11 protein-coding genes are annotated in these 12290 nt (G+C 68.2%); 5 read left to right on the forward strand and 6 right to left on the reverse strand.

The features are described from left to right. Nucleotides 1-12: 12 nt before the first annotated feature. From OG912_RS34715 to OG912_RS34730, 4 genes are read right to left on the reverse strand one after another with little or no spacing between them, the layout of a single operon-like run. On the reverse strand, nt 13-1011 hold the full coding sequence (locus OG912_RS34715) for an amidohydrolase family protein (protein WP_327712769.1): 999 nt from the start codon (nt 1009-1011) through the stop codon (nt 13-15). Beyond that, complete coding sequence (locus tag OG912_RS34720; protein WP_327712770.1) at nt 1008-2138, reverse strand: FAD-dependent oxidoreductase; 1131 nt, start codon at nt 2136-2138, stop codon at nt 1008-1010. The genes OG912_RS34715 and OG912_RS34720 overlap by 4 nt, the downstream gene beginning before the upstream one ends. A 23-nt stretch (nt 2139-2161) precedes the next feature. Further along, the gene (locus tag OG912_RS34725) at nt 2162-3124 is read right to left on the reverse strand and encodes a cyclase family protein (RefSeq protein WP_327712771.1); all 963 of its coding nucleotides are present in this window, start codon (nt 3122-3124) and stop codon (nt 2162-2164) included. Further along, on the reverse strand, nt 3121-4122 hold the full coding sequence (locus OG912_RS34730; RefSeq protein WP_327712772.1) for a fumarylacetoacetate hydrolase family protein: 1002 nt from the start codon (nt 4120-4122) through the stop codon (nt 3121-3123). Before OG912_RS34730 ends, OG912_RS34725 begins: the two co-directional genes overlap by 4 nt. Before the next feature lie 127 nt (nt 4123-4249). On the opposite strand from OG912_RS34730, the gene OG912_RS34735 reads away from it, so the two are divergent. Continuing rightward, nucleotides 4250-5179, forward strand: a complete 930-nt coding sequence (locus tag OG912_RS34735) for a LysR family transcriptional regulator (protein ID WP_327712773.1) — start codon at nt 4250-4252, stop codon at nt 5177-5179. A gap of 206 nt (nt 5180-5385) precedes the next feature. Then, nucleotides 5386-6630, forward strand: a complete 1245-nt coding sequence (locus OG912_RS34740; RefSeq protein WP_327712774.1) for an MFS transporter — start codon at nt 5386-5388, stop codon at nt 6628-6630. Between the two features lie 9 nt (nt 6631-6639). Here the strand turns inward: OG912_RS34740 and OG912_RS34745 are convergent, their stop codons facing one another. Together OG912_RS34745 and OG912_RS34750 are read right to left on the reverse strand one after the other, a co-directional pair. Then, on the reverse strand, nt 6640-7716 hold the full coding sequence (locus OG912_RS34745; protein ID WP_327712775.1) for a LacI family DNA-binding transcriptional regulator: 1077 nt from the start codon (nt 7714-7716) through the stop codon (nt 6640-6642). A gap of 36 nt (nt 7717-7752) precedes the next feature. After that, complete coding sequence (locus OG912_RS34750) at nt 7753-8799, reverse strand: LacI family DNA-binding transcriptional regulator (protein ID WP_327712776.1); 1047 nt, start codon at nt 8797-8799, stop codon at nt 7753-7755. Nucleotides 8800-9053: 254 nt separating this feature from the next. Here OG912_RS34750 and OG912_RS34755 point away from each other — a divergent pair, with 254 nt between their 5' ends. From OG912_RS34755 to OG912_RS34765, 3 genes are all read left to right on the forward strand, one after another. Then, the gene (locus OG912_RS34755; protein ID WP_327712777.1) at nt 9054-10370 is read left to right on the forward strand and encodes an ABC transporter substrate-binding protein; all 1317 of its coding nucleotides are present in this window, start codon (nt 9054-9056) and stop codon (nt 10368-10370) included. A gap of 90 nt (nt 10371-10460) precedes the next feature. Then, nucleotides 10461-11345, forward strand: coding sequence for a carbohydrate ABC transporter permease (locus tag OG912_RS34760; RefSeq protein ID WP_327712778.1), 885 nt, complete (start codon nt 10461-10463; stop codon nt 11343-11345). A 4-nt stretch (nt 11346-11349) separates the two neighbouring features. After that, nucleotides 11350-12258 (forward strand): carbohydrate ABC transporter permease, encoded by a 909-nt coding sequence (locus tag OG912_RS34765; protein ID WP_327712779.1) that lies wholly within the window; start codon nt 11350-11352, stop codon nt 12256-12258. Nucleotides 12259-12290: the final 32 nt, after the last annotated feature.

The following is a 12290-nucleotide window of genomic DNA, read 5'->3' on the forward strand; positions in this document are numbered from 1 at the left end:
TCCTCGTTGAGGTCAGGCGAGTCGCAGGAGGGTGGCGGCGTTGCCGCCGCGTACCGCGTCGAAATCGGTCTCGGACAGCCGTGCGGCGCGCAGCGCGCCGACCGGATCCTCGGATCCCATGTCGAAGGGGAAGTCCGAGCCGAGCAGGACCCGGTCCGCACCCGCGACCTCGATCAGTGAGCCCAGCACCCGCGGGTCGTGGACGAGGGAGTCGAAGTAGATCCGCCTGAGGTAGCTGCTGGGCAGGTGCGCGCACCCCGCGCCGGCGTCGGAGCGTGCCGACCAGGCGTGGTCGGACCGGCCGATGTGGGTGGGCAGGTAACCACCGCCGTGGGCGGCGATCAGTTTCAGGCCGGGGTGCCTGTCCAGGACCCCGGAGAAGATCAGGTGCGAGAGGGCCACGGCGTTCTCGGCGGGCTGGCCGACGGTGTTGGACAGGTACCACCGGTCCAGGCGCTCGTCGAGCGTGCACCCGAAGGGATGCAGGAAGAGAATCGCACCCGTCTCCTGGGCCCGTGACCAGAACGGCTCGTAGGCCGGGTCGGACAGCTCGCGCCCCGGTGCGTGGCTGGAGATCTCCACACCGGCCAGCCCCTGGCCGAGGGCATGGTCGAGGGCGCGCACCATGAGATCAGGGTGCTGGAGTGGTACGAGTCCCAGCCCGCGCAGCCGGTCCGGAGCTTGGGCGCAGTGTGCGGTGGTGGCCTCGTTGGCGAGCCGGTAGACCTTCTCGGCCGTGTCGCGGTCCGCCCAGTAGTGGTAGTGAGAGGGGGAAGGGCTGACCAGTTGGACGTCGACACCCTGGGCGTCCATCGCCGTGAGGCGTGCGGTGACATCGGTCATCTTCGGGATGCGCGCACGGACCATGGGGCCGCTGACGGCAAGGGCGTCGGGGCCGTTGCGTCGGGCGTCCAGCTCCTTGGCCTCGGCGTGCGCGGGCATACCGGTGACGAGCGCCTCGATCTCGGGGAGCAGGACGTGGGCGTGGACGTCCACGGTCGGGGATGTCACGGCAGCTCCCGGAGCATCGTCATGGTGCGGCCCATCAGGCCGGGCACGTCGGCGTCGCGGACTCCGTCGAGCTGCCACTGTCCGATCTGGACGGACGCCTCCACGACCGGTCGGACGCGGGTGATGCGGCGCTCGTAGTACGCCTGGAGCAGTGCGTCGTCCCAGGTGCCGGCCTCGGTCAGCATCTGGGCGAGGACCCAGGCGTCCTCCAGGGACAGGGCGGCGCCCTGGGCGAGGGTGGGCGGGCAGCAGTGCGCGGCGTCGCCGATGAGCACGATGCGGCCGCGGTGCCAGGAGCCCTCGACGAGCATCCGGTCGAACCAGGTGTAGTTGACCTGCCCGGGATCCGTGATGGTCGCGGTGATCGCCGGCCAGAACCCGCCGTACGCGGAGGCCAGTCGGCGCATCTCGTCGGCGTAGGTCTCCGGCGGGATGGATGCCCGGTCGCGGTTGGCCTCGACGACGTACGCGTAGAGCGTGGTGTCGCTGGTGGGGCAGTAGCCGGCGATGTAGGCCGGGCCGCCGTAGGCGAGGTCGGTGCGGGTGAGACCAGCTGGGCGGGGGGCGGCGATGCGCCAGATGGCCATGCCGGTCGGCTCCGGCTTCGCCGTGATGCCGATCGCGGCGCGAGTGGCGGAGCCGAGGCCGTCGGCGGCGACCACCAGGCCGTAGCGGCCCTCGGAGCCGTCGCTGAAGCGCACGGTGACGCCGTCGTCGTCCTGGTCGAAGTCGGTGGCCTTGGCGCCCAGGCGTACGTGGGCTCCGCTCGCGCGCACCGCGTCGATCAGGATCTGCTGCAGCTGTGGGCGCTGCATGCCGACGGTGGCCGGCAGGTCGTCGCCTCCGCTGCGGATGTCGTCCTGGGCGTGCAGGACGGTGCCGTCGGGGGCGGTGATGCCCACCGAGCCGAAACCGTAGCCCGATGCCTGCACCTGCTCCCACACGCCCAGTTCACGCAGTACGCGCAGGGCGTTGCCCTGGAGGGTGATGCCGGAACCCGCGGTGGCGTTCCAGTCGTCCTTCGCTTCGATCAGGTCCACGTCGAGGCCGGCGCGGCGCAGCAGGACGGTGAGGGCGTTGCCGGCCGCGCCGCCGCCGATCACCAGGACCGTACGGTTGTTTCTCATGGGGAACTCCCTTGTTCCGCTCATTACTTGACGGCGATCGGGTTGACCGGGCTGCCGACCGCGCCCGTGATCGGCAGGGGGGCGGCGGTGAGCCAGAAGTCGTACACGCCGTCCGCGGCGCAGTCCTCGGCGAGCGCGTCCGGGTCCCACATCTCCCCGATGAGCAGGCCCATGTTGGGGATGGCGACCTGGTGCAGCGGCTGGAAGGCGTTCTCGAACTCGTTGGGCCGGACCTCGAAGCCCCAGGTGTCGGTGGCGATCGCGGCGATCTCCGTGTTGTGCAGCCAGCCGGCCGCGGTGAAGGAGAGGCCGGGAGCCGGTCCGCCGGCGTACTCGCCCCAGCCGTCGCGGCGGACCCGGGCCAGCTGTCCGGTGCGCACCAGGACGATGTCGCCGCGGCCTACGCTCACGCCCTGGGCGTCTGCCGTGGCCGTCAGGTGCTCTGCGGTGATCGGGAACCCGTCGGGCAGTTCGCCGTTCTCACCGATGACCCGGCCGACGTCGAGGAGCACTCCGCGGCCTGCGACGTGCGGCGCCATGTGCTCGATGCCGGTGACCAGGTCGCCTTCGGAGGTGACGACCTTCTCCGCCGGGCGCCCGTTCCACGCCTTGCCGTGATCGAAGATGTGACCGAGCCCGTCCCACTGGGTGGAGCACTGCAACGGCATCGCGATGACGTCGTCGGCGCCGCCGATGCCGTGCGGGAAGCCCTGCCCGGTGAGGACGGCGTCGGTTCCGGTGTCGAGCATCGTGTGCACGGGATTGGTGCGGCGGCGCCAGCCCTTCTGCGGGCCGTCCATGTCGAAGCGCTGGGAGAGGGAGAAGCTGACACCCCGCCGGATCAGGGCGGCCCCCTCGCGGCGCTTGGCCTCGTCGAGGAAGTTCAGGGTGCCGAGCACATCGTCCTCGCCCCAGCGGCCCCAGTTGTTGTACGCCTTGGCGGCCACGGCGATCGAGCCCTCGGGGTCAGTGCGGTCGAGGCTCACGAGGTCCCCTCCGCGACGCAGCGGGTGCGCTGGACGCCGAGCCCGGTGACCGTGCCCTCCATGACGTCACCGTCACGCAGCAGCCGGCCCCAGTGCATGCCGTTTCCTGCCGGACTGCCCGTCAGCACCACGTCACCGGGAAGGAGTTGTGCAGTCTGCGAGACGTAGGCCACCACCCGCGCGACGTTGAAGATCATGTCCTTGGTGGACTCGTCCTGCATGGTCTCGCCGTTCAGCTTCAGCGTTACCTGCAGGTCGCCCGGGTCCGCGACCGACGCGGCAGGCACGATCCAGGGGCCGAGCGGAGTGAAACCGGGGGCGTTCTTGCTGCGCAGCCAGTCCGTGCCGATCTGCGGCATGTCCCGGCGGAAGACCGTGGTGCGATCGGTGAGGTCGTTGGCGATGGTGTAGCCGGCGACGTGGTCCAGTGCCTCGTCGGCGGACAGCTGGTAGGCGGGCCGGCCGATGACGGCGGCCAACTCCAGCTCCCAGTCCGGCTTCTCGGCCCACGAGGGGAGCACGACGTCGTCATACGGACCGGTGATCGCGCTCGGCAGCCCGATGAACACATACGGCAGGTCCTCGGCCGCCCGGCGGTCCATGATCTCCGCCGCCTCCGCGCGCCGCTCCTCCTCGGAACGGGCGTCGTTCGGGGCGCGGTGCGCGACGTGCAGGTCGATGACGTGCTGCCGGTAGTTCGCACCCGACTGGAAGATCTGGCGGGGCTCGACGGGGGCGTGCACCTGGTAGTCCGCCAGCGGCTTTCGCTGCTGTCCGCCGTCTGCGGCCAGTGCTTCCAGCCGGGGGAGGGCGGCCTCCCAGTTCTCAAGAAGGCTCCGGATGGCCAACCGATCGTCGTCGAATGCGGCTCGCAGTTCGACCACCTGGGCGTCGGGTGTGACGAGTGCGGGGAAGGCGGGTCCGTTCGGGGCCGAGAGCGTGGCGAGGGCGAACGGTCCGGCGAAGAGCGCGGACGCGGGTGCAGGTTTCACAGACATGTCCTCCTGATTGCGATGTGACTAATCTGAACCTGCCACTGGCAATCATGGAAATCGATTCTATGGATCACAGTCATCCATTGTGTTTATTCGTGCTGGTCGGCGCCTTATCGCAAAGGGAACGCCCGTGAACCTGTCCCGTCTGGACCTCAACCTCGTCGTCGCGCTGCGTTCTCTGCTGGAGGAGCGCAACGTCACGCGCGCCGGACAGCGCGTCGGGCTCAGCCAACCGGCCATGAGTGCCGCCCTGGCCCGACTGCGCCGCCACTTCGACGACGACTTGCTTGCCCGGGTCGGCGGCCACTACGAACTCACAGCGCTCGGGCAGGTTCTCCTCGACCGCACCGCGACCGCCTATGACGTGCTGGAGCGCCTGTTCGCCAGTCAGGCCGACTTCGACCCGGTGAGTGAGAGCCGCGAATTCAAGCTGATCGCCTCCGACTACGCCGTCGCCGTGTTCGGCACCGAGCTTGCCCGGGTCGTGCATGAGGAGGCTCCCGGCATCCGCCTGCGCTTCACCCAGCCCCCGACCACCATCGTCGATGACACGGCCACGCTACTGAGCACCACCGACGGCCTGCTCATGCCGCACGGAGTGGTCAGCGACTTCCCCGCCACCGACCTCTACCAGGACAGGTGGGTCTTCCTCGTCGCCAACGATCACCCGAGTGTGGAGGACCGGCTCACCCGCCAGGACCTGGCCCGGCTGCCGTGGGTCACCTATCAGCGCACCTACGACGCCCCGGCCGTACGGCAACTCGGCATGCTCGGCGTCGAACCGCGCGTGGAGGTCTCCGTCGACAGCTTCCAACTGCTGCCGCTGCTGGTTGCCGGCACCCGGCGCATCGCCCTGATCCAGGCCCGCCTCGCCCACCTGATGACGCCCCTCGCTCCCGTGCGGGTACTGGAACCGCCCTACGAAGCGGTGCCGCTGCGCGAGGCAATGTGGTGGCACCCCGTCCACACGCACGACGCCGCACACATCTGGCTACGCGAAACGGCGGCCAGGGTCGGCCGACGCATGGCCGACGGGCACGACACGCCGGAGCCGTCCTGACAGGTGGCGGGAGCGGACGACCTGGACCGGCGGTATCCGCCCAGTGGATCCGAGGCATCCGAAAATCGGATCGCGGCAGGGCTGGGCAGGCCACCCAGGGGGCCGCATAGTCGTGGCACATCCCTATGCCGTGCGCCGACGTCGTCGACCGACGGATCTTTTGCCACGCGCATCTCCCTTCCCGCCTCCCGCTCTGGAGTGCCGCCATGCCCGCTCCCGTCACCCCGCCCTCCGACGCCCACGACGTCCCGGATACGCAGGGAAAACTACCTGCTGCTCTCCTCATGGCCGGCAGTTGCCTGCCTGTTCTGGGCGCTGTGCTGCTCGCACCGGTTCTGCCTCGCATGCAGGAGCACTTCGAGGGCGTCGCCGGCAGCGAGGCCCTGGTGCCCCTGGTGCTGACCGTTCCCGCGCTGTCGCTGGCCCTGCTGGCTCCCTTTGCCGGTGTCGTCGTCGACCGCCTCGGCCGCAAGCGCCTGCTGATCGTGGCGACGGTCCTGTACGCGTTGTTGGGCACAGTTCCGTTGTGGGTCGACTCGCTGTACGGCATTCTCGCCAGCCGCGTGCTGGTGGGTGTGGCCGAGGCGGCGATCATGACCGCTTGCACGACGCTGATCGGTGACTACTACACGGGGCGCGTCCGCGACCGCTACCTCGCGCTGCAGACCATGTGCGCGTCAGCATCCGCCACCGTCTTCTTCGTGCTCGGAGGGGCCCTTGGAGGGGCCGGCTGGCAGGCGCCGTTCTGGATGTACGGAATCGGACTGCTGCTCGCTCCCGCCATGGCTCGCGTACTGCCGGCACCACTGGCTTCATCGGCGATGGAGATCGAGCCGAACGCTTCCACGGCGGACAAGCGGCCCTTTCCGATACGCCGTATGGCCGGTCTCTGCCTACTGACCGCATTCGGCGCTGTCATTTTCTACACCGTGCCTGTGGAGATGTCCTTTCTCCTCGATGGTCTGGGCGTCGACTCCACCGGCGGCATCGGTGCCGTCACCGCGGTCGCGAGTGCGGCCACCGTCCTCGGTTCGGTGCTCTTCACCCGCCTCACCGGCCGACCGCGGCACCATTTGCCCTTTGTCCTGCTGCTGTGTGCCACTGGGTTCCTCCTGATGGCGATGAGCGACAGCCTTCCCCTGCTGATCGTCGGTGCCGTGGTGAACTGCGTGGGCACCGGCCTGCTGCTGCCGTCCCTCCTGACGCTGGCCATGTCCCGTCTCGATTTCGCCGACCGGGGACGCGGCACCGGGTTGTGGACCTCGGCGTTCTTCCTGGGCGAGTTTGCCTGCCCGCTGATCCTCCTCGGAGGCAAGGAAGCTCTCGGAGACCTGAGCTCGGCCGTCGGAGCGCTCGGCCTGGCCACCCTGCTTCTCTCGGGTGCGCCCCTTCTCCTCGCCCACCGGACGCCGGCCGCTGCCCCGCTGCACCATGTTCCCGAACAGCCCTGACCACCGAGGTCACCGCGCCGGCGCTGCCAAAGTGGACCGGCGCACGACCAGTTCCGGCTGCAGTACGACGTGGACATGTCCGTGAACGGCGTTGTGCGCCGTGTCCTCGATGAGCAGGCGGCCTGCCTGCCGCCCCATGGCGACGACCGGCCGCCGCACCGTGGTCAGCGGCACGACGGCGGACGCTGCGAAGTCGAGGTCGCCGTAGCCGACCAATGCGATGTCGTCGGGCACTCTCAGTCCGGCCTCGTACAGGGCCTGCATCACTCCGAGAGCGAGCAGATCGTCGGCGCAGAACACGGCGGTCGGCCGGTCCGCCAGGCCGAGGATGCGCTGACCCGCGTCCTTGCCCGCGCCCACCGTCAGGGCTGGGCACGAGAGCTCATGCAGGGAGTCCGAGGCGAGCCCGGCCCGGCTGATGGCACGACGTGCTCCTGTGCGCCGGTCCCGTATCGGTGCGAACTCGCAGGGACCGCCGACGTGCACAACGGACCGGTGCCCTTGCTCGAGCAGGTGACGGACCGCCGCGTAACCCCCGGCGACATCATCGATTCCCACGGAGCACGCAGCCGGTTCGAGCACGTACTGGTCGGCCATGACGAAAGGCAGCGCATGCCGACGCAACGCAGCCGCGGCTCGAACTGCTCCCTCGCCCGAAACCAGCACGGCTCCGCGGATCCGGTGCGCGGCGATCAGGGCGAGATGCTGACCGTCCTCCGCCCCCTCGCGGGCGCCGGTGCACACCATGACGCCGAGGCCGGCCTCGCCTGCGGCCTGCTCGACGCCGGTGGCCAGCGCCGTGAAGTACGGATCCGCCCCGTTCAGCCCCAGGACGGCGATGACACGGGAGGCCAGACCGTCCACCTGCTGTGCGCCTTGGGCGCGTACGTATCCGATCGAGCCGATCACGTCGAGGACGCGCTTGCGGGTGGCCTCGGCGACGACCTCCGGGTGGTTGAGGACGTTCGAGACGGTGCCGAGCGACACACCGGCCTCGCGCGCAACGTCCTTGACGCCCACCTTTCGACGCGCCCTGCCGCCGCGAGCCGTCCTTGTCTCCAGCCCGTGTGCCGGTGTCCTGTTCACGAAAGGAATGGTCGTGGGCAGTTGGTGGGCCATCGCTCAAGGGCTCACTGGGGCTGCGGTGGTGCTGCGTTGCACGAGGCGTGGGGTCATCGTCGTCTGCATGGACCGGTCCCGCCTGCCTTCCACGCGCTCGATGAGCATGCGGGCGGCGGTGGAGCCCATGGTGTGTCCCGCCTGATCGACGCTGCTGAGCTGGATGGTGGCCAGGGCAGCGAGAGCGGTGTTGTTGTAGCCGACGAGCGAGAGGTCCTCGGGGATGCGCATTCCGAGTTCGTGGGCCGCCCGGTAGATGCCCAGGGCGGCGACGTCGGCGCCGGTCATGATGGCGGTCGGCGGCCGTTCCATGGTCAGCAGGGTCATGCCGGCCTTGAACCCGCCCTCGTCGGAGTACGCGGCGTGGTGAACCCGCACGTGCTCGGTGAGTCCGTGCCGTTCCATGGCCGAGCGGTAGCCGCCCGCGAGGACGACCTCCGGTGTGCGCTTCCACTGATTGGCCCTGGTGCCGGGGGCCGCGACGAGGGCGATGTCCCGGTGTCCGAGCGCCACCAGATGGTCGACGACCAGGCCCGCGCCGGTGTCGTCCGCGTCGACCACCGAGTCGTGGGTGTCGGTTGCGTCGTGGTGGCCGATGACGACGGTCGGCGTGGCCGCCGCAGTTGCCAGTACCTCGGCGCGCGAGGTCCCCGGAGCGATGAGGATCAAGCCGTCCATCTGGCGGTCGACCATGGAGCGGATGGTTTTCGCCTGTTCGTCCGGGTCGAAGCCGGCCGCGCCGATCAGCACGGTGTACTCGCTGGTGCGGAGCTCCTCCTGGATGCCGTCGAGGATGTCCGCGAAGAAGGCGTTGCGGACGTTGTCCAGGAGCACGCCGATCGTGTACGTCCGCCCCCGCATCCCGCGTGCCGCCGCCTGCGGCCGGTAGTCCAGTTCGGCGATGGCCGCCCGCACCTTCTCCTGCATGCCGGGGCTCACGCCGTAGGCGTTGCGCAGCACCTTGGAGACCGCGGCGACGGACACGCCGGCGTGCCGGGCGACGTCGGTGATGGTCACGCGCTTGTTCTGCTTGGGTTCGGCCCCGCCCATCGTCAGTACTCCAGATTTCGTAGGTGCGAGTGTAACGGTCTACATAATGACCTCTGGATGGCCACAAGGCTACAGGGTCGGACCTCGGTGTTACGGCTCTGTGTCTTGACGGATAGCTGCGAGCGGTGCAGGGTGTTGCCCACTTCGTGGTGGAGAACGTTACACACAACCTTCTGCGCGATTGGACTCGTTTCCTTTCCTCAGCGCCGCTCGTCGTTCCTCGCCCCTTCTCTCAAAGACCTTCGGGAGTCTCCGTGTCCCTTCGCATGCCTCACGCCCGTCGTGCGCGTCTGAGCCTGTTCACGGCCGCCACCGCCTCACTGGCGCTGGTCACCACCGCCTGCGGCGGCAGCGGCTCCGGTTCCACGGCCGCACCCAAAGAGTTCAGCTACCTGAGCGTCACCGAGAACACCACCGTGAAGACGGCCCTGACCGCCATGTCCAAGGGCGTGTGCAAGGCGGCGAACGACGCTCTGCCACTGAAGGTGGAGACCGTGCCGCAGACAAGCCTCGATCAGAAGCTGCAACTGCTGGCAGGCCAGGATGCGCTGCCGGTGCAGTTCGCCGCGGGCAACGCCCCCGCACTCACCCAGCAGTTGGCGAAGTCGGGCAAGGTGGCCGACCTGGAGAAGGAGCTCAAGTCGCTCGGCGTTCTCGATCAACTGGAGCCGGCCGCCGTCTCCACGATCAAGGCACTGTACGGAGGCAAGCTCCAGGTGCTGCCGTACGAGTACAACATCGAGGGCATCTTCTACAACAAGAAGCTCTTCCAGGAGAACGCCATAGCCATTCCGGGCACCTGGGACGAGTTGGTGGCCGCCGCGGCGAAGCTGGACGCCAAGAACGTTCAGCCCTTCTCCGCCTCCGGTCAGCAGGGGTGGCCCATCACCCGCCTGCTGAGCACGTACCTCTACCGCAGCCTGGGGCCCGACGCCCTCCAGAAGGTGGCCGACGGCAAAGCGAAGCTGACCGACCCGGAGTACGTGAAGGCCGCCGAGGAGATCGCCGGCCTCGGCAAGAAGGGCTACTTCGGCAAGGGCGTCGGCTCCATCGACTACGACACCGCCATGAACCAGTTCCTCAACGGCAAGGCCGCCATGTTCTACATGGGCAACTGGGCACTGGCGAACATCTCGGACGAGAAGCAGAACAAGGTCGGCGCGGAGAACGTCGGCTTCATGCCCTTCCCCGCCGTGTCCGGCGGCAAGGGATCCATCGACCAGTACCCCTCCAACGTCGGCCTCGGTATCACCCTCGGTGCGAAGTCCTTCGACAAGAAGACCGGTGACTGGGTCTCCTGCATCGCCAAGAACTACGGCAGCACCGCGCTCAAGAATCACGGTTCCATCTCCGGTTTCAAGGTGAACACCGGGGTGATGGACGCCAACGACGTCACCACCAAGGTCCGTAAGACGATCAGTGAGTCGAAGCAGAACGTCCTGTGGTTCGAGGCCCTGTTCAGCACCAAGGCCACCACCGTCAGCCAGACCAACGCGGCCGGCCTGGTCACCGGGAGCATGAAGCCCGAGGCGTTCATGCAGACCGTCCAGGACGCGCTGACCGCCAAGTGACCCACCGGGGGCGGCCCAAGCCTCCCCGCGCGGACCGCCCCCGGTTCCGTCCGACAGGTCTCTTCAACGGAAACGAAGTGGACACCATCCATGCACCGCGTACTCGGTGACCGCAGGGCCATCGCGATCCTGCTCGGCCCCGCCCTCCTCGTCTACTCACTGATCATGCTGGTCCCCATCGTGTGGTCCCTCGGGTACTCCTTCACCCAGGGCAACACCATCGAGGGATTCACCGGAAACGGCGGCGCCAACTTCTCCCGGCTGTTCGAGGACCCGGCCGTCCGCGACGCCCTCTGGTTCACCCTCACATACGCGGCGCTCGTCACGGTCGGCCAGGTCGTCGCCGGCTACCTCCTGGCCCTGCTGTACGTCTTCTTCCTCAAGAGGTCCTCAGCGCTGATCCGCACGCTGGCCTTCTTCCCGGTCGTGCTGCCCACCGTCGCGGTCGGCCTGCTCTTCCAGAAGTTCTTCCAAGTCGCCCCGCAGACAGGCCCGGTCAACTCCCTGCTCAACGCGGTCGGACTCGACTCCATCGACTTCTTCGGCAGCGCAGGCAGCGCGTTCTGGGTCCTGATCCTCATGGACATCTGGCGCTCCATGGGCTTTTACGCCGTCCTGCTCTTCGCCGGCCTCGTCGACATCCCCGACGAAGTCCTCGAATCGGCGCGCCTGGACGGAGCCTCGGGGCTGCGACTGATCCGCCACATCGTGCTGCCGCTCTCCCTGCCCGTGCTGATGTCGTCGCTGATCTTCAGCATCAACGGGACGCTCAAGGTGTTCGACTCCGTCGTCGCCCTCACCAACGGCGGCCCGGGCAACGGAACCACTCCACTGACCCTGTACATGTTCCAGACATCGTTCACCTACAGCGACTACGGCTACGGCAGCACCATCGCCCTGCTGCTCACCGTCGTGTGCCTGCTGGTGAGCCTGGCCGTCTACCGCGTCTCGCGGCGCGACATCACGGAGGGCTGAGCACATGGCCATCGACACACCTGTGAAGACCTCCGCAGGCCGCCGGAGCCGAGGGCCGTCCGCTTCCGCCGGCCCCGTCCGGCGGGCCAGGGCGCCGCGCAGACTGTGGGTGAAGATCGTCGTCACCCTGCTGCTGGTCGTCGAGATCTACCCACTGATCTGGATGCTCCTGACCTCCCTGAAGTCCAATGACGACTACCTCAACAACTCCACCTGGAGCCTGCCCACCACGTGGGAGTGGGGCAACTACACCGAGGCATGGACCACCGGCCATCTCGGGCTGTACGTCCAGAACAGCCTCCTGGCCGTCCTGCCCGCACTGGCACTCATGCTGCTCCTGGGCACGGCCGCGGGATTCGCCCTGCAGATCATGGTGTGGAAGGGCCGCAGCCTCACCCTTCTCGTCTTCCTCGCAGGCATGATGGTCCCCCCGCAGATGATCCTCCTGCCGCTGTTCACCGTGTACTTCCAGACCGGCCTGTCCGGCACGTTGTGGCCGTTGATCCTCACCTACACCGGCACGGGCCTCCCCCTGACCGTCTTCATGATGGCCACCTACTACCGGACCGTTCCCCGCGAACTCTTCGAAGCGGCCACCATCGACGGCGCAGGCATCCTGCGCGCCTTCTGGACCATCAGCGTGCCCATGGTCCGCAACGCCCTGCTCACTGTCGGCCTGGTGCAGTTCTTCTTCATCTGGAACGACCTGCTCATCGCGCTGACCTTCACCAACAACCAGGACCTGCGCACCATCCAGGTCGGCCTGCTCAACTTCACCGGCGACTTCGGTGCCACACAGTACGGTCCGCTGTTCGCCGCGATCTGCATCAACGTCTTCGGCACCCTTCTGATCTACCTCTTCCTCAACCAGAAGGTCATGAAGGGCCTGACCTCGGGAGCGGTCAAGGGCTGAGACCGGCTGCCCGCAGCCCGCTCGCCCCGCTC

This window comes from Streptomyces sp. NBC_00464, assembly GCF_036013915.1.
In the GTDB taxonomy this organism is placed as follows: Bacteria; Actinomycetota; Actinomycetes; order Streptomycetales; family Streptomycetaceae; genus Streptomyces.

Excerpts from the sequence above, each read along its gene's own strand:
- OG912_RS34720 (WP_327712770.1), bottom strand. The coding sequence starts at position 2,138 with ATGAGAAACAACCGTACGGTCCTGGTGATCGGCGGCGGCGCGGCCGGC.
- OG912_RS34730 (WP_327712772.1), bottom strand. The coding sequence starts at position 4,122 with ATGTCTGTGAAACCTGCACCCGCGTCCGCGCTCTTCGCCGGACCGTTC.
- OG912_RS34740 (WP_327712774.1), top strand. The coding sequence starts at position 5,386 with ATGCCCGCTCCCGTCACCCCGCCCTCCGACGCCCACGACGTCCCGGAT.
- OG912_RS34750 (WP_327712776.1), bottom strand. The coding sequence starts at position 8,799 with ATGGGCGGGGCCGAACCCAAGCAGAACAAGCGCGTGACCATCACCGAC.
- OG912_RS34760 (WP_327712778.1), top strand. The coding sequence starts at position 10,461 with ATGCACCGCGTACTCGGTGACCGCAGGGCCATCGCGATCCTGCTCGGC.
- OG912_RS34765 (WP_327712779.1), top strand. The coding sequence starts at position 11,350 with ATGGCCATCGACACACCTGTGAAGACCTCCGCAGGCCGCCGGAGCCGA.